13 protein-coding genes and 1 pseudogene are annotated in these 17,429 nt (G+C 74.0%); 9 read left to right on the forward strand and 5 right to left on the reverse strand.

Annotation, left to right across the window (positions count from 1 at the left end; translation table 11 throughout):
* Window positions 1–220: 220 nt before the first annotated feature.
* From mobA to moaA, 3 genes are all read right to left on the reverse strand, one after another.
* Entirely contained in the window at window positions 221–772 is a 552-nt protein-coding gene (mobA, locus tag ACSUPR_RS06225; RefSeq protein ID WP_436890047.1) for a molybdenum cofactor guanylyltransferase, read from the reverse strand.
* 280 nt (window positions 773–1,052) lie between these two features.
* A complete protein-coding gene (locus ACSUPR_RS06230) occupies window positions 1,053–2,240 on the reverse strand; it encodes an RtcB family protein (protein WP_436890049.1) in 1,188 nt (395 codons plus the stop codon).
* Between the two features lie 548 nt (window positions 2,241–2,788).
* Window positions 2,789–3,796: a GTP 3',8-cyclase MoaA gene (moaA, locus tag ACSUPR_RS06235; RefSeq protein WP_436891887.1), complete on the reverse strand. Its 1,008-nt coding sequence runs from the start codon at window positions 3,794–3,796 to the stop codon at window positions 2,789–2,791.
* A 421-nt stretch (window positions 3,797–4,217) separates the two neighbouring features.
* Here moaA and ACSUPR_RS06240 point away from each other — a divergent pair, with 421 nt between their 5' ends.
* On the forward strand, window positions 4,218–5,039 hold the full coding sequence (locus ACSUPR_RS06240) for a lysophospholipase (RefSeq protein WP_436890051.1): 822 nt from the start codon (window positions 4,218–4,220) through the stop codon (window positions 5,037–5,039).
* Window positions 5,040–5,521: 482 nt separating this feature from the next.
* Here ACSUPR_RS06240 and ACSUPR_RS06245 read toward each other — a convergent pair whose 3' ends face one another.
* Window positions 5,522–7,009 carry a PLP-dependent aminotransferase family protein gene (locus tag ACSUPR_RS06245; RefSeq protein ID WP_436890053.1) on the reverse strand — a complete coding sequence of 496 codons (1,488 nt, stop codon included), beginning with the start codon at window positions 7,007–7,009 and terminating at the stop codon, window positions 5,522–5,524.
* A gap of 558 nt (window positions 7,010–7,567) precedes the next feature.
* Here ACSUPR_RS06245 and ACSUPR_RS06250 point away from each other — a divergent pair.
* Both ACSUPR_RS06250 and ACSUPR_RS06255 read left to right on the forward strand, forming a co-directional pair.
* Window positions 7,568–8,218 (forward strand): YczE/YyaS/YitT family protein, encoded by a 651-nt coding sequence (locus tag ACSUPR_RS06250; protein ID WP_436891888.1) that lies wholly within the window; start codon window positions 7,568–7,570, stop codon window positions 8,216–8,218.
* A gap of 426 nt (window positions 8,219–8,644) precedes the next feature.
* Window positions 8,645–10,450, forward strand: a complete 1,806-nt coding sequence (locus tag ACSUPR_RS06255; protein ID WP_436890054.1) for a glycoside hydrolase family 15 protein — start codon at window positions 8,645–8,647, stop codon at window positions 10,448–10,450.
* A 230-nt stretch (window positions 10,451–10,680) separates the two neighbouring features.
* Here the strand turns inward: ACSUPR_RS06255 and ACSUPR_RS06260 are convergent, their stop codons facing one another.
* Window positions 10,681–13,386: a protein kinase domain-containing protein gene (locus ACSUPR_RS06260; RefSeq protein WP_436890056.1), complete on the reverse strand. Its 2,706-nt coding sequence runs from the start codon at window positions 13,384–13,386 to the stop codon at window positions 10,681–10,683.
* 178 nt (window positions 13,387–13,564) lie between these two features.
* On the opposite strand from ACSUPR_RS06260, the gene ACSUPR_RS06265 reads away from it, so the two are divergent.
* From ACSUPR_RS06265 to ACSUPR_RS06290, 6 genes and pseudogenes are all read left to right on the forward strand, one after another.
* On the forward strand, window positions 13,565–15,238 hold the full coding sequence (locus tag ACSUPR_RS06265; protein ID WP_436890058.1) for a protein kinase domain-containing protein: 1,674 nt from the start codon (window positions 13,565–13,567) through the stop codon (window positions 15,236–15,238).
* Window positions 15,239–15,334: 96 nt separating this feature from the next.
* Window positions 15,335–15,745, forward strand: a complete 411-nt coding sequence (locus ACSUPR_RS06270; protein ID WP_436890060.1) for a hypothetical protein — start codon at window positions 15,335–15,337, stop codon at window positions 15,743–15,745.
* A 35-nt stretch (window positions 15,746–15,780) separates the two neighbouring features.
* Entirely contained in the window at window positions 15,781–15,978 is a 198-nt protein-coding gene (locus ACSUPR_RS06275) for a DUF4258 domain-containing protein (RefSeq protein WP_436891889.1), read from the forward strand.
* Between the two features lie 5 nt (window positions 15,979–15,983).
* Window positions 15,984–16,079 (forward strand): annotated as a pseudogene (locus ACSUPR_RS06280) (hypothetical protein); the annotation flags it as partial.
* 300 nt (window positions 16,080–16,379) lie between these two features.
* Entirely contained in the window at window positions 16,380–16,526 is a 147-nt protein-coding gene (locus ACSUPR_RS06285; protein ID WP_436891890.1) for an excisionase family DNA-binding protein, read from the forward strand.
* A 97-nt stretch (window positions 16,527–16,623) separates the two neighbouring features.
* A complete protein-coding gene (locus ACSUPR_RS06290) occupies window positions 16,624–17,298 on the forward strand; it encodes a uracil-DNA glycosylase (protein WP_436890062.1) in 675 nt (224 codons plus the stop codon).
* Window positions 17,299–17,429 lie beyond the last annotated feature (131 nt).

Here is a 17,429-nt window from a genome sequence, read left to right on the forward strand (position 1 = left end):
GTCCGGCCCGGCCGCCGGCCCGCGCCGCGCGGTCAGGGCCTCCGACCCCTCCGACCTCCTCCGAACCCCTCCGGCTCCCTCCGCCGCCACCTCCGGCGCGGCGGCGCGGAGGCACTCCCCGGCCCTGGCACGACGCCCACCGCCGCCCCCGCCCGGAACACCCGCGCCGCCTGCTCTGACCGCACCGCCCGGAACACCCGTACCACCTCGGGCACGCCGGTCAGCCCTGCAGACGGCGGGCGGCGCGCTCCAGGTCCTCGGGGGTGTCGCAGTCGGCGACGGCGTCCGCGTCCGGTGCCGGGACGAGCCGGGGGCCCAGCGGGCCGAGCAGCCCGTACAGGGACCGCCCCCGGTACCCGGCAAGGGCGGCGCGCACGGCGGCGGTGTCCCACACCCCGGTGAGCCACTGTTCGCGACCGCCACCGTCCACGAACACGGCGTTCGGTCCGCCGAGCAGCGCCAGGTGCCCCCCGGTCAGGTGCGGCAGGTCGGCGGCGAGCAGCGCGAACCGGTCCGCGGCCACGTGCGGCAACCCGGTGCGCAGGGCGGGGACCGGCCCCGAGCCCGGCGGGTCCTCCCGCACGTACAGGGCGTCCGGCGACTCCCGTTCGGGACCCACGACGACGATCCGCGCTCCGGGGGCATGGTCGCGGACCGCCGCCGCGACACGTTCCAGCAGGGTGCGGCCGCCGACCGCCAGGCCCGGCTTGTCGACGCCGCCCATACGGGTGCCCGCCCCGCCCGCGAGGATCACCGCGTCCAGAGTGCTCATACCTCCAGCATGCCCTCCCGGGCCCGCTCCCGGTTCTCCGGCCCGGGCACCCGTTTCCACACCGGCGAGAGCACCCTCACCGCTCACCACAGCGCGCCCGGGCCCACCCGCCACCGGGACGGCCCGGAAGCACAGCGCCCCGGGACCCCAGCGCCCCGGGACCACAGCAACCCGAGACCCCAGCGCCCCGGGACCACAGCAGCCCCGGAACCCGACGCACCCGAACACGGAAAAGGGCCCCGCCGCCCGGCGCCGTGCCGAACGCCGGGGCCCCGGCGGCTCACCCCTTGACGCAGACCACCTGGCGCAGGTGCGCGACCACGCGCACCAGGTCGGTCTGGGCGGCGATGACCGACTCCAGGTCCTTGTACGCGGCGGGGATCTCGTCCACGACGCCCGCGTCCTTGCGGCACTCCACGCCCTCGGTCTGGGCGGCCAGGTCCGCCGCGGTGAACGTCTTGCGGGCCTTGGTACGGCTCATCCGGCGTCCCGCCCCGTGCGAGGCGGAGTTGAACGAGGCCTCGTTGCCCAGCCCCTTCACGATGTACGTCCCGGTCGCCATGCTGCCGGGGATGATGCCGTACTCCCCCGCGCCCGCACGGATCGCGCCCTTGCGGGTGACCAGCACGTCCACGCCGTCGTAGGTCTCCTCCGCCACGTAGTTGTGGTGGCAGGAGATCCACTGCCCGAAACCGGTCCCGGGCACCTGCTCGGCCAGGACCTTGCAGGCCAGCCCCATCATGATGTCGCGGTTGCGGCGCGCGTAGTCCTGGGCCCAGAACAGGTCGCGGCGGTAGGCGTCCATCTCCGGCGTCCCGCTGAGGAACACCGCCAGGTCGCGGTCGGGCAGGTCCTGGTTGTGCGGCAGGGCGCGGGCCTGGCCGATGTGGTGGTCGGCCAGCTCCTTGCCGATGTTGCGCGAACCCGAGTGCAGCACCAGCCACACCGCGTCCTCGTCGTCCAGGCACACCTCCAGGAAGTGGTTGCCGCCGCCGAGGGTGCCCATCTGGCGCAGGGCCCGCTCACGGCGCGGGCGCACGGCCTCGGCCAGGTCGTCGAAGCCCTGCCAGAACGTGTCCCAGCGCGTGCTGCGCAGGCCCGGGACGGTGGCGGGGTCGACGGCCTCGTCGTGGAAGTGGAAGCCGACGGGGATCGCGGCCTCCAGGGCCGAGCGCAGCTTTCCGAGGTCGTCGGGCAGGCGGGAGGCGGTGAGGTCGGTGCGCACGGCGGTCATGCCGCAGCCGATGTCCACGCCGACGGCGGCGGGGCTGACGGCGTCGCGCATGGCGATGACCGAGCCGACGGTGGCGCCCTTTCCGTAGTGGACGTCGGGCATCACGGCCAGGCCGTGCACCCAGGGCATGCCGCTGACGTTGCGCAGCTGGTTCAGCGCGGCGTCCTCGACCTCCTCGGGGCGGGCCCACATGCGGATGGGGATCCGGGTACCGGGGATCTCGGTATAGGACATGACAGGCCACCTCCCTTTCACGAACGGCCTGTTCTCACGGGTCGGGCGCGATCGCGCCCCGCCACATTGATTCGCAAAAGGGGCGGATCGTCCACTGGTTTTCGGTTGTACGGCCGCTCCGGCCCGGCCGACGGCTCACATCGCCGCAACGGCTCCGACGGCACTCGCCGGTCCCGCCGGTCCCGCCCGTCCTACCACTCCCACCGGTCCTACCACTCTCAGCGGTCCTGCTACTCCCACCACTCCCACTGGCCCCACCGCTCCCGTCTCTCCCGCCGCCCTCGCCGCTCCGCTCTGCCAGGCCGCTCCGACCGGGCTCGCCGCTCCCGCCACAGCACCCCCTCCGACCACCGCGCTCCCTTCAGTCGCCGCTCCCCCTCCGACCTCCGGGGCCGTCCGCGCCGACACGGTCCCGTGGACCATCGCGCCCGACCCGGCGGTCGCACCCACGACCGTGACCGCAACGTCGCCGTCACCGTCACCGCCAGCGCTACCGGCGACCACGACCTCCCCGAACTCCACTGCGACCACGGCGGCGCCCCGCCCCGTCAGCCGCCGATCGCGGACATGGGCCGCGCGGGCTGGAGGAACCCCGGGTCGTCGATGCCGTGGCCGGGGAACTTGCGGGCGACCGCCGCCGTCCAGCGCTCCGCGATCTCGGCGTCGGTGGCACCCTCCCGCAGGGGGGTGCGCAGGTCGGACTCCTCCCGGGCGAACAGGCAGTTGCGGATCTGGCCGTCGGCGGTGAGCCGCACCCGGTCGCAGGTCCCGCAGAACGGCCGGGTGACCGAGCCGATCACGCCGACGGTGGCCTCGCGGCCGTCGGGGAAGGTGTGCCCGACGACCCGGAAGAGCTCGGCCGGGGCGCTGCCGCGCGCCCCGGGGTCGGCCTCGGCGAGTTCGAAGGCGGCCTCCAGGCGGCCCAGGATCTCGTCGGCGGTGATCATGTTCTCGCGGCTCCAGCCGTGCTGGGCGTCCAGCGGCATCTGCTCGATGAAGCGCAGCTCGTAGCCGCGCTCGACGCAGTAGCGCAGCAGGTCGGCGGCCTCGCCGTCGTTGACGCCGCGCATGAGGACCGCGTTCACCTTGACGGGGGTGAGCCCGGCCTCGGCGGCCGCGGCCAGGCCCTCGATGACGTCGTCGAACCGGCGGCGCCGCGCCAGGGTCTCGAACACGTCCGGGCGCAGGGTGTCCAGGGAGACGTTGACGCGGTCCAGGCCCGCCTCGGCCAGGGCGGGGGCCATCCGGGCCAGGCCGATGCCGTTGGTGGTGAGGGCGGTGTGGGGGCGGGGGCTCAGGGCGGTGGTCCCGGCGATGATTGCGGGCAGGCCGCGGCGCAGCAGGGGTTCTCCGCCGGTGAAGCGGACCTCGGTGATACCCAGGCGGGTGACGCCGATGTCGATGAGGCGGAGGAGTTCCTCATCGGTGAGGAGTTCGGGTTTGGGCAGCCATTCCAGGCCTTCGGGGGGCATGCAGTAGGTGCAGCGCAGGTTGCAACGGTCGGTGAGCGAGACCCGCAGGTCCGTCGCCACTCGCCCATAGGAGTCGGCCAGCACGGGCGTCACCCTCTCCAGTCGAAGTCGTCGAGCAGAACGCCACTCGCACCCACTCGCGGGATATCCGGTGGGATACCCACCTGTTCAGCCTAGAAGATTCGCTTTCTCCGCCAGTAGACCCGATCACACCCTTTGGCATATTTCGTCGACGCACACGAGAGAACGACCCCTGTTCGGGAGCATCCTCCGGACACGAACCCCGTGCTCCTCCCCCGCAGGTCCCCCCTTGATCCCCCACCGGTTCCCCCTGATCCCCCACCGGTTCCCCGCTGGTCCCCTGCTCCTCGCCCGTCCCTCCCCCGCCCCCGTGCGCCCGGTTCCGCGCGAACGCCGCCGGGCGATGTTCTAGGGTGTCCCTCGCCACAGGCGACCATCTGCGCGATCGTCGCAGACGCGCACCCCGACGAGGAGGCAGGACACGGTGATCACCACACGCGAATGGGGACTGGCCGGCGGGCCCAACGGCTCGGAGAGGCTGGCGGCCCGGGCGTGGGCCCCGGCCGAGGGGGAGCCCTCCTGGATGGCGGTCCTGGTCCACGGCTACGGCGAGCACCTGGGGCGGTACGAGCAGGTCGCCGCCGACCTGGTGGCCGCCGGCGCGGTGGTCTACGGCGCGGACCACCGGGGGCACGGCGGCTCCTCCGGCGAACGGGTCCTCATCGAGGACTACGCGGAGGTGGTCGAGGACGTGCACCGGCTCATCACCCAGGCCCGCACCGCCTACCGCTCGCTGCCCCTGATCCTGATCGGCCACTCCATGGGCGGTCTCATCGCCTCCCGGTACGCCCAGACGCACCCCGAGGAGCTGACCGCCCTGGTGCTGTCGGGGCCCGTGCTGGGCCGGTGGGAGGTCCTGGAGGCGCTGGCCGCCGCCGAGGAGATCCCCGACGTCCCCATCGACCCCGCCACCCTCTCCCGCGACCCGGCCGTCGGCGAGGCCTACGTGGCCGACGAGCTGGTCTGGCACGGCCCGTTCAAGCGCGCCACGGTGAAGGCGATGCTGACCGAGATCGACCGGGGCCTCCAGGCCGGTTCGCTGGGTCCCCTGCCCCTGCTCTGGGTGCACGGCTCCGACGACCGCCTGGTGCCGATCGCCGGGACCGTCAAGGGGATCGAGGCACTGCTCGGGTCGGACTTCACCGCCCGGATCTTCCCCGGCGCCCGCCACGAGGTGTTCAACGAGACCGACCGCGACGAGGTGATCGGCGAGGTCGTGCGCTTCGCCCGCCGGTTCGCCCCCTGACCGACCGGACGCCCGGCCCGGCCCCGGGGGGGCGCCCCGCCCTCGCCCCGGCACCGCCCTCGACGCGGTCGGGCCCGCCCCGCGGCAACGGTCGGGCCCGTCCGCGCGGTGCGAAGCCCGCTCCCCGGGGCGGACACCCCGCGGCACGGGGCCCGCACCCGGGGCGAGGCCCGAACCCGCCGGGACGAACACCGGTCGCACGGGGCCCGTATCCCGCAGCGGTCGGGCCCGCGTCCCGCAGGAGCGAGCCCCGCACCCCCGGGGACTGGGGACCACATCCCGCAGGAGCGAGGCCCACGCCTTCAGAGGCGAGGCCCGCATCCCGCGGGAGCGTGACCGACCTCCCACGGGGGCTGGGCCCGGCACCCCCAGGTGCGAGGCCCACGCCCTGTAGGAACGGGGCCCACAGCCCGCCGTACGGGGTCCGCACCCCGCCCGCCCCGGACGTACGGCCTCCCGACCCGGACATGCGGCCGCCCGGCTCAGACGTACAGCCTCCCGTGCGGCTGGGCCGGGTGGGCCAGGGTCTCGGCGTAGGCGGCGGCCAGCCGGTCCACAGCGTCGGAGAGCACCTCCGGCGGCCGGGTGTAGGACAGCCGCAGGTACCGCTCCAGGGTCCCGTCCGACCCGAACACCGGCCCCGCCGCCGGGTGGACGCCGTGCCGGACCGCCGCCGCCGACAGCGCGCTCGCCACCGGCTGCGGCAGCGCCGCCCACAGCACCAGGCCGCCACCGGGCACGTTGGGCCGCCAGTCGGGCAGCCGGTCGCGCAGCGCCGCCAGCAGGGCGTCCCGGTTGCGGCGCAGCCACCGGCTGCGCTCGGCCCGGATGCGCATCACGTCGGCGAGCAGGTGGGTGGTGGTGAGCTGGTCCAGCACCGCCCCGGCCAGGTCGAAGCGCTGGCGCACCGCCATCAGCCGGGCCACCATCGGCGGGGTGGTGCGCACCCAGCCCACCCGCAGCCCGCCCCACAGCAGCTTGCCCACCGAACCGACCGTGATGACCCGGCCGTCGGTGTCGTGGGCGGCCACCGGCGCGGGCAGGTCGCCGGAGTCGATGGCCAGCTCGGCCACCGACTCGTCGACCACCAGGTGGGCCCCGGCCCGGCGCGCCTCGCGCACCAGAACCCGCCGCTCGTCGTCGTCCATGAGGGCGCCGGTGGGATTGTGGAAGTCGGGGATGAGGTAGGCCAGCGACGGCCGCCACTGGCGGAAGGCGTCCACCAGGTACTCCATGTCCCACCCCTGCGGGGTCACGCCGACCGTGCGCACCCGCGCCCCGCTGCGGCGTACGGCGTCCAGGGCGTGCGGGTAGGTGGGTGACTCCACCAGGACCTCGTCGCCGGGCTGGACCAGCAGGTCCAGGAGCAGGGACACGCCCTGCTGGGCGCCGTTGGTGACGAAGATCTGCTCGGGGGTGGTGGGCAGTCCGCGTTCGACGTAGCGGCGGGCGATGGCGTGGCGCAGCTCGGGCAGGCCGTGGGGGTAGTAGCCGAGCCCGCCCACGTGCGCGGCCAGCTGCTCGGCGGCCCGGAAGGCGGCGTCGCGCAGCCCCTCCACCGCCGGGGGCCCGGCCACGCCCAGGTCGATGTGTTCGGCGGACCCGGAAAGGAACGGTGAGGGGGAGGGCTCCCCGGCCCCGGCGTCGGGGAGCACGGTCCAGCTGCCCGCGCCCTGGCGGCTGTCCAGGAACCGGTTGTCGCGCAGCCAGGCGTAGGCGGCCGTGACGGTGTTCCGGCTGACGCCCAGGGCCGTGGCCAGGTCGCGTTCGGCGGGCAGGCGGGTGTTGGTCGGCACCCGGCCGTCCAGCACCAGGCCGCTGACGGCGCGGCCGATGGACAGGTAGTAGGGGCGTTCCACCGGGGCCTCGCCGATGAGGCGGGCCAGCAGCCGTCCGTTGATCCGGCGGGTGCCGCCCCCCGCCGTGGAGCGCTCCGCGGTGCGGACCGCGCCGCCCTGTCGTGTCGCCATACCGCCGCTCCCCTCGGACCCGCGCACCCTCGCGGGGCCACTTCTTGGAATTGGCACTTTGAGTACGGTGCCACATGGGCCAGGATACCGAGGTGGCACCACTGCACTACGGGGGATGGCGGTGTCGCCCGGGCGACGTCCCCGTCGTCCGATCCGATGATCCCCCCTTTCCTCTGAAAGGACGGGTCCATGGACGAACGGCGCGACCCCCGCCCCGACGAGTTCGGCCCCGGTCAGGCCGCAGAAGCCACTGGTGCCACAGACACCGCAGAAGCCACCGTCATCCCAGGAGCCACCGGTACCACAGGAGCCATCGGCACCCCGGGCACCGCGGATGACCCGGGCACCGCAGGCGGACCGGGCACCGTGAGCAGCCCAGGCACCGCAGGTGAATCAGACACCACAGGCGGCCCAGACACCGCAGGCGACCCCGACGCCCCGGCCCCCACGGCCCCCGCGGACGCCCCAGAGCCCCTGAACCTCCCGCACCCCACCGCCTCCGCCGACAGGCCCCCGGCCCCGGCCTCCAACCCCCGCGCCTCCCTCCTCAGCCGGGTGATGATCACCCCGGCCCTGCCCCGCCCCCGGCTGCGCCGCCTGGTGCGGCTCTACATCGGCCTGGCCCTGTACGGGCTCAGCATCGCCCTGCTCATCGAGTCCGACCTGGGCGCCATGCCCTGGGCCGTGCTCGACCAGGGACTGGCCCTGCGCACGGGGCTGTCCATCGGCACCTGGACCATCATCATCGGGGCGCTGCTGATGCTGCTGTGGATCCCGCTGCGGCAGAAGCCCGGGATCGGCACCCTGAGCAACGTGGTCATGGTCGGCGCGACCGCGGACCTCTTCCTCTGGCTGCTGCCCGGCACGGGGGTGCTGTGGATCCGCGTCGCCGAACTGGCGCTGGGCATCCTGGTGTGCGCGCTGGCCACCGGCTACTACATCGGCGCCGCGCTGGGGCCGGGTCCGCGCGACGGGATCATGACCGGCCTGGCGGCCCGGGGGCTGTCGGTGCGCACGGCCCGCACCGTGATCGAGGTGACCGTGGTCATCACCGGATTCCTGCTGGGCGGCACTGTCGGTGTGGGGACACTGGTGTTCGCGGTGGCGATCGGACCGCTCAGCCAGATCTTCCTCCCCCTGTTCCGGATGTCCGAGAACCACCCGGAAACACCGATCCGATCTGGGAGTCGGTGCCCCCGATTCAATTAGTTGATCACCACGACATAACTTCTGCCCTGACAAACTCCCCCAATTGCAGACATACCACTCTGCACTCTCCGATGCACGTGCAATTGCGGGTGGCGCGCCCCCCCGGCGAAGGGGGAAGATGGGGAACCGCGGTGAACGGAAGGACCGTTTCGGACCGGCTCTCCCGAGCCGACCTTTGTGGCCGCCCCTACCTGGGCACATACCCGGGTACAGGGGCAGGCGGCAGCTGGTCGCGAGGGGAGGGGCCGTGACCCGAACGGCGCCCCTGCCCGCGGTGGGCACCGCCCCGCCGGAACGGGCCGGGAGAAGCACCCCGACGGGGCGTGCACACGGGCGTGCGCGCAGCGGGCCGCCATGGGGCACCGCACCACCCCCCGTCCGGAGGCGAGAGTGCCCGCGCCGACCGCTAGAACTCGTGACGACGTGATGGGGGTGAGCCGCGTGCCCGGCTGGATTGAAGACTACGCAATGATCGGCGACATGCAGACAGCCGCGCTGGTCGGACGCGACGGTTCCATCGACTGGGCGTGCCTGCCCGACTTCGACTCCTCCGCCTGCTTCGCCGCGCTGCTGGGCGACGAGCAGAACGGCAACTGGATCCTGCGCCCCGCCGACGGCGACCCCCGGGCCACCCGGCGGCGCTACCGGGGCGACACCCTCATCCTGGAGTCGGAGTGGGACACCGCCACCGGGTCGGTGCGGGTCATCGACTTCATGCCGCCCCGCGGCGGCGCGCCGCACATCGTGCGCATCGTGGAGGGGATCAGCGGCACCGTCACCATGAGCACCGTCCTGCGCCTGCGGTTCGACTACGGCCACGTGGTCCCGTGGATGCACCGGGCCGGGACCGAACTGGTGGCGATAGCCGGGCCCGACGCGGTCTGGCTCAGCACCCCCGTCAGCCTCCAGGGCCACAACTTCACCCACGACGCGACCTTCAACGTCAGCGCCGGGCAGCGGGTCCCCTTCGTCATGACCTGGCACCCCTCCCAGGTGGAGGAGTCCGACCACCTCGACGCCGAGAAGGCGCTGTCGCGCACCGAGCGGTTCTGGGGGAAGTGGGTGGACCAGTGCACCTACGAGGGCCCCTACCGCGAGGCGGTCATCCGCTCGCTCATCGTGCTCAAGGCCCTCACCTACCGGCCCACCGGCGGGATCGTCGCCGCGCCCACCACCTCCCTGCCCGAGGAGATCGGCGGCGTCCGCAACTGGGACTACCGGTACTGCTGGCTGCGGGACGCCACCATCACCCTGGAGGCGCTCATCCGCTCCGGGTACAAGGACGAGGCCCTGGCCTGGCGCGAGTGGCTGGTGCGGGCGGTCGCGGGCGAACCCCAGCTCATGCAGATCATGTACGGCATCCGGGGCGAGCGGCGGCTCACCGAGTGGGAGGCCGACTGGCTGCCCGGGTACGAGGCGTCGCGGCCGGTGCGCATCGGCAACGCCGCCGTCGGCCAGTACCAGCTGGACGTGTACGGCGAGGTCATGGACGTGCTGCACCTGGCGCGGCGCACCGGCATCCGGGGCGGCGACTACCTGTGGGGGTTGCAGCGGTCCCTGGTCAACTACCTGGAGTGGTGCTGGGACGAACCCGACGAGGGCCTGTGGGAGGTGCGCGGGCCGCGCCAGCACTTCGTGCACTCCAAGGTGATGGCGTGGGTGGCGGCCGACCGGGCGGTGCGCAGCATCGAGGAGTTCGGCAAGGAGGGCCCCATCGAGCGGTGGAAGGCCCTGCGCGACACCATCCACGCCGAGGTGTGCGAGTACGGGTACGACCCGCAGCGCAACACGTTCACGCAGTACTACGGCAGCAAGGAGCTGGACGCGGCGCTGCTGCTCATCCCCGAGGTGGGGTTCCTGCCCTATGACGACCCGCGGGTGATCGGGACCATCGAGGCGGTGCGCAAGGACCTGATGGTGGAGGGGTTCGTGCTGCGGTACCGCACGGACCTGGAGAACTCCGCCGACCAGCTGCCGGGCGACGAGGGTGCGTTCCTGGCGTGCAGCTTCTGGATGGCGAACGCGCTGCTGTCCATCGGGCGCCAGGAGGAGGCCCGGGAGCTGTTCGAGCGGCTGCTGGCGCTGCGCAACGACGTGGGGCTGCTGGCCGAGGAGTGGGACCCGCGGCTGGGGCGGCAGGTGGGGAACTTCCCGCAGGCGTTCAGTCACGTGCCGCTGGTGACGACGGCGCTGAACCTGGCCGACCGCCAGGGCGGCTGGCGCGCCGAGTAGGAGTGCGCGGAGGTGCCCCGCGGCCGGCCGGTGCCGGGGGCGGGGCACCGGTGCGCGGGGACGGGTGGGCCGCACCTCAGCGGTCCGGTCCCCCGCCCCCGGCCTCCCGGCCGACCCGCAGGGGGCACGGGTCGGCCACCGAGAGCTCCGGCGGCCGCCGGGCCCCGCGGTCGCGGCGCGGAGGCGCCCGCCCGCCGACGGCACCGGGCCCACCGGTCCGGCGGCTCCCGTCAGGCGGTGAGGGTGGGGTCGGCCCAGACGGGGAGGACTCCGTCGTCGTCGCTCTCCACCTGGATGCGCAGGCGCAGGACGTCGCGCACGTCGACCTCGATGTCCAGGGTCTCGCCCAGCCGGAGGGTCTCGGTGACCTCGGGCTCGCCGTCCAGGAGGACGGTGAAGGTGGTGGTGGCCGAGGCGCTGGAGGTGTCGTCGACGCCGATGGTGGCGGTGAAGGCGGACCACTTGCGGCCGAGGTTGTACTCGGCCCAGCCGGTGCAGGGGTTGTAGCCGTCACCGCAGCCGGTGGAGACGAGCGCCCGGGTGTGGGCCTCGCCGTTCAGCTCGGCCCGGCCGGTGTCGGGGAGCCAGTACTGCGCGTGGTTGTCGACGATGGCCAGCTGCGTGAGCAGGGTGGTGTCCCCGGGTGCGGGGGCGCCGGGGTCGCCGGAGCCGGTGTCGGGCGCGGAGGCGTCGCCCTTGGGGGACTCGCCGGGGGCGGCGGCCATCGGCGGGGCCTCCTCCTCGGCCTCGGCGGCGGGCGGCTCGTCGGAGGCGTCGGCGGCGACCTGTCGGGGGCCGTCCGACAGGAAGGGCAGGCCGCGGTCCATCACCACGTAGGTGAGGGCGGAGCCGCCGATCATGCAGAGGACGGCGAAGGCGGCCAGCCCGACGAACAGGGGCTTGCGCGATTTCCTCCTCTCGGCGGGCGGCTCGGGGGCGGGCGGGTGCCCGTAGGCGGGGAAGGCGCCGGTGGACCCGGGGGGAGGCGGCGGCCCCCAGGCGGGCCGGGACTGCACGGGCGGCGGACCGTAGGCGGGGCCGGAGTGCGCCGGGCCGGAGCGCAGGGGTGCGGATCCGGGCCGCGGCATCGGCGGGCGCGCCATGCCGCCGGGCGGCGTGGGTCCGACGGGGCGGCGGGGCTGAGGGGCGGAGGGGGCGGGCGGGGTGCCCGGCTGGGCGGGAGCCGGGTCGGGGCGCTGCTGGGCGGGGCGCCCGCGCATTCCGCCGACCGGGCGGTGCGGCATGTCCTCGACCCCGGGGCCGTCCCCGGGAAGGACGGCGGTGGCCTCCGTGTCGGAGGGTTCCCGCCCGCCCGCCGAAGGCGTCCCGGCCGCAGGTGTCCCGGCCCCCGGGTCCGGGGGCAGGACGGCGGTCGCGCCGGGGTCCCGGGCGCCGTCCGCAGCCGCCGAAGAGTTCTGCGGTGCGTCGGAGTCGGCGTTCCCCTCCGGGGAACCCGGTGCCGCCGCGCCGCCGGAGGCGGCCGTGCCATGAGAGGCGGGGGCGGCGCCCGGGGCGCCGAAGGACACCGCGCCAGAGGAGTCGGGAGAGGAGTCACCCGAGGCCTGCGGGTCACCGGGAACAGGTGCGCCGGCACCGGACGGCGGCGGCAGGACGACCGTCGCGTCCGTGTCCCCACCGGCGGCGGTGCCCGGGACGGATGCTCCGTCCGGACCACCAGCGGCACCGGCGGACACCGCACCCGGCACACCGGAAGCACCATCACCCGGGACCGGCGCGCCGGCACCGGACGGCGGCGACAGGACGACCGTCGCGTCCGTGCCACCGGCCTCGGCGGACGGGGCGGACCCGTCGCCGGTACCGCCGGAGGCGGGTGCGCGGTCCGGGACGGGGAGGCTCTCCGGCGGAGGGCCCGCGACGGCCGGGCCCTGCGGGAGGACCGAGGAGCCGGACCCGGTGGTGGCGCCGGTGTCCTGCTCGGGAACGGGGTCGGCGGACGGTGCGGCGCCGGTGAACAGGGACGCCGCGAACACGGCGGAGGTGCCCGGGTCCCCCGCGGCCACGGCCGGCTCCCCTCCCGGCCCCGTCCACGGCACGGACGTGGCCAGCGTGCGCAGCGCCCGCACCCACTCCGAGGCCTCCGGCCGCTCGGACGGCTCGGCCGAGAACATCGACGCCACCAGGGCACGGGTGCGCTCCTCGGCCCCGGCGAGCAGCGGCAGCGCCGTGAAGCGCTCGCGCAGCTGCTCCGGGGCGGTCGGCGGGTCCTCCCCCGTCAGGGCGTAGAACGCGACCGCGCCGAACGCGTAGCGGTCCGTGGCGGGGCTGTACTCCCCGCTGAAGATCTCCGGCGCCGCGTACCCCGGCGTGAACCACGGCCGCGCCGTCATGTGCCGCGCCGCGATCCGGCTCAGCCCGAAGTCCACCAGGGTCGCCTGGCCGTCCGCGTCGATCATGACGTTGCCCGGTGACAGGTCGCCGTGCACCACCGGCCGTCTGGACGGCGTGGCCCGCCCCGCGTGCAGCATGTCCAGCACCTGGGCGACCTGCTCCAGGTACCGCAGCACCTCCCGCTGCCCGCGCACCCCCTCCCGGGCGTGCTCGGCCCGCCAGTCGCGCAGGTCCAGCCCGTCGATGTGGTTCATCACCAGGTACAGGCAGCGGTCGGACCGCTCCCCCGCGTGCCCCTGCGGGTGCTCCGGCGCGCCCTCGAAGTGTTCGCGGACCCCCACGACCCCGAGCCGGTTGATGAAGCGCAGCAGCTCGGCCTGTTCGGCCCAGCGGGCGCTCAGCTCGGAGAACTGCGCGGAGTCGGCGGTGATGTCGGCGTTCAGCGCCTTGACCACGACCGGTTCCGTCTGCCCCGCCAGGGTCACCTCCGCCAGGTAGAGGGTCGCCTCACCGCCGCGCCCCACGGAGCGGACCAGGCGGTACTTGTCCGGCTGGGAGTCCGGACCGACGTAGAGACTCAGGCTCACGGCTGTGGTACTCGATTCCACATGGGGGCTGCGACACCGCCCGCGACGGCGGGGGTTCGGCCCGCGGGCACAGGGGACCACATTAACGCGGACAACTGTACTCTTACGCCCTGTACGGCCCCTATGGCCGTGAACGGCCGTGGGAGCGGCGAGCGGACCGGGACGGTGAGGGACGGGCATGGCCGACGTACGGGTGCTGGGGGGCCGCTACCGTCTGCTCTCCCTCCTGGGCCGGGGCGGCATGGGCGAGGTGTGGCGGGGCGTCGACGACCTCCTGGACCGCCCGGTCGCGGTCAAGCTGGTGCGCGCCGGGCGGGGCGGCTCCGACGAGGCCGCCGCCCGGTTCCGCCGGGAGGCGCGGGTGACCGCGCGCCTGGCCGGCCACCCGAACATCGTCATCCTGCACGACTTCGGCCAGGAGTCCGACGGCTCGGTGTACACGGTGATGGAGCTGGTCGCCGGACGCCCGCTCGCGGACGTGCTGCGCGGGGCCTCCACCTTCCCCATCGAACGCGCCGCCGACCTGGTGTCCCAGGCCGCCGCCGGGCTGGGCGCCGCGCACTCCGCGGGGATCGTGCACCGCGACGTCAAACCCGCCAACCTCATGGTGGTCGGCGAGCCCGAACAGCTGCACGGCGGCACCCTGAAGGTCCTGGACTTCGGGATCGCGGCGCTCACGGCGTCGGAGCAGAGCCGCCGCCTCACCCAGACGGGCCGGGTGCTGGGCACCCCCCTGTACATGGCCCCCGAACAGGTGCGGGGCGAGCGGGTGGGCCGGGCGGGCGACCTGTACTCGCTGGGCGCGATCCTGTACCAGATGCTCACCGGCGAGCCCCCCTTCTCCGGCGACGACCCGCTGGCGGTGCTGCGCAGGCACCTGAGGGAGAACCCCCGTCCCGTGGCGTCCGTGAACCCGGAGCTGCCCGGCCCGCTGGCCGAGCTGGTGGACGCGCTGCTCGCCAAGCGGCCGGAGGACCGCCCGGCCTCCGCCGAGGAGGTGCGCGAGCGGCTGGCCCCCTTCGCGGTGCCCCGGCCCTCGCGCCCCGCGGTCGGCCCCGACACCGGGGGATCCCTGCCGGTCCCCAGGACCCGCCCCTACACGCAGGAGGCGGAGGCGCCCCGGCCGCGCGCCGCCCGCGGCGAGGACCGGTCCGAGCTGCGGCTCCTGGTGGAGCGGGCCCAGGAGACCGCGGGCGAGGGCCGGTACGCGGAGGCGGCGGCGCAGCTGCGTCCGCTGCTGCCCCGGCTGCGCGCGGTGTTCGGCCCCGACGACCCCGAGACGCTGCGGGCCCGGCGCCGGGAGGCGTACCTGACGGGCAAGGGCGGCGCGCACGCGCGGGCGGCGGACTCGATGGAGGCGCTGCTGCCGGACATCCTGCGGGTGCACGGCCCCCGGCACCCGGAGACGCTGACGGTGCGCTACTACCTGGCGACCAACGCGGGCCGGGCGGGCGACCACGCCAGGGCCGCCCGGGTGCACGCCGAGCTGGTGCCGGACCTGGCCGCCGTGTACGGCCCCGACGCCGAGCGGGTGCTCACCACCCGGCTGTACCTGGCGTTCGAGACCGGGGAGGCGGGCGATCCGGGCCGGGCGGTGGAGGTGCTCGACGAGCTGGTCCCGGAGCTGGAGCGGGTGCTGGGCGCCGACCACCCGACGACGCTGCGGGCCTGCCACTACCAGGCGGCCTACCTGGGGCATGCGGGCGATCCCGCGGAGGCGGCCCGCCGGTACCGGAAGCTGGTGGCGCGGCACGTGCGGGTGTTCGGCGAGGAGTCCCCCGAGACCGTGCGCGTGGCCGCCCACCTGCGCCGCTGGCACGGCCTGGCCAAACGGGACCGGCCCAGGGCCTGACCCCCTGCGCATCCGTGGCCGGGGATGCCAGTCCGCATGAGGAGATCGTGCCGTTCCGCCCCCGGTCGACGCCCTACGTCTCTATCGTCGGTTCACATGAAACGCGATATGGCCATGTCGCCGCCGGATCTCGTGCTGCTCCTGGGAGTCGAAGTAGGCCTGGACGGGGATGTCCTCTCGATCAGGGATCCCGCCCTGCGCGCTCTCACCGTCACACGTCTGCCGACGACGGTCGACCTGGGAGCCGCGCTCATTCCTGTTGCTGCCGCAACGCTCGCCGGGAAGGACGAGGACGACCATCTCAGACTGGAAGTCCTGCGCCCTTCGGGGAGTTCGGCGCTGAGTCTGAGCGATGCGCTCACCGGATCGGCTCCCCATGGGAATCGGCTTTGGGCCCGCACTCTACGAGTGGTCATCGATGAGGTCGGCACCTGGCGGGTCGTCGCCAGGGTCGGAGCAGCACAGGCGCACCGGCCGCTCAGTGTGACGGCGGAGGACGAGAGCTGATGCCGCCGCGTTTCACAGATCACCTGCGCGCGAGGATGCGACGAAGGGGTATCACCGAGGAGGACGTCCGGACCGTTCTCCAACGTCCGATGGACGAGGTCTACGACCCCGAGAACCGTTCCTACAAGTTGTACGGACGGACCACGGACGGGCGCAAGATCTATATCGCTGTCAAGGACACGACCTTGGGGACGGAGAACCCTGTGATCAAGAGTGTGGTGGAGGTAGGTTGACTTGCATGGCAAGGGACACGGACCGGAATATCACCATCGACCAGGAAGCCGATGCCGGGTATCTGACCCTCGATGACATCCAGGTGGAGAAGACCGTCGATCACGGGGGCTTTCTCATCGATCACTCCTCCGACGGCCGCCCTGTCGGCGTCGAGGTACTCACCCTCCAGCGTCCCCTCGACACCGAGGCCGTGCTGGAGGCGCTCACCGAGGAGGGAGCGGTGGCGGACGCACAGATCCGGCCCTGGGTCGAGTCGTTCGCCGCTCAGATCCAGGACCTGGACGATCGGGTTCCGGCACCGGTACCGACGCTGGGCGATCGGCCCGCGCGACCGCGACCGGATTCCCGGCCCCCGCTGGAAGCGGTCCGGTTTCTGACCGTCGCCGAGGTCGCCGCCATCATGCGAGTGTCGAAAATGACGGTGTACCGCATGGTGCACAGCGGTGTACTGCCCGCCGTCAGGGTCGGCCGTTCCTACCGTGTGCCTGAAAGAGCGGTCCACGACTACCTCCGGGAAGCGAGTGCCGATCTGCGGGCCCTCGGCTGAGCGCCCCGTCCGCGACCCGGCGTACTCCGGCCGTCCGCTCGGGGCCGGTCGACCGGAAGGGCCGTGGATGTCGCCGCCGAGCGCTAGTGTTCTGGCCATGGCCACCAAGGACCTCAACGAAATCATGGAAGCCGGGTGGGCGAAGGCCCTGGAGCCGGTCGCGCCGCAGATCACCGCCATGGGTGACTTCCTCCGCAAGGAGGTCGCCGAGGGGCGCACGTACCTGCCCGCCGGCGAACACGTCCTGCGCGCGTTCCAGCAGCCGTTCGACGACGTGCGCGTGCTCATCGTGGGCCAGGACCCCTACCCCACGCCCGGCAACCCGGTGGGGCTGAGCTTCTCCGTCGCCCCCGGGGTGCGCCCGCCCGCGAGCCTGAAGAACATCTACAAGGAGATGCACGACGACCTGGGTCTGGAGATCCCGAGCACGGGGGACCTCACCCCGTGGACGGAGCAGGGCGTGCTTCTGCTCAACAGGGTCCTGACGGTGCAGCCCGGTTCGCCCGCCTCCCACAAGGGCAAGGGCTGGGAGGCCATCACCGACCAGGCCATCCGGGCGCTGGCCGAGCGCGGCGGGCCGCTGGTGGCCATCCTGTGGGGCCGCCAGGCGCGCGACCTGCGCCCGCTGATGCCGGGCGTTCCGTGCGTGGAGTCGGCGCACCCCAGCCCGATGTCGGCGCGCAACGGGTTCTTCGGCTCCAAGCCGTTCAGCCGCACCAACGAGATGCTGAAGGAGCAGGGCGCCGACCCGGTGGACTGGAGCCTGACCTAGGCCCCGCCGCCCGCGCCCCCTCGCGTACATCCCCCACAACCCGTACCCCTGTCGACCTGCGGACTCGGCACCGACCCCCGGTGCCGGGTCCGACCCGTGTTCCGCCCCCCGACGACGGAAAGGTCCCCCGG

The sequence above is a fragment of the Nocardiopsis dassonvillei genome, from assembly GCF_964273065.1.
In the GTDB taxonomy this organism is placed as follows: Bacteria; Actinomycetota; Actinomycetes; order Streptosporangiales; family Streptosporangiaceae; genus Nocardiopsis; species Nocardiopsis dassonvillei_B.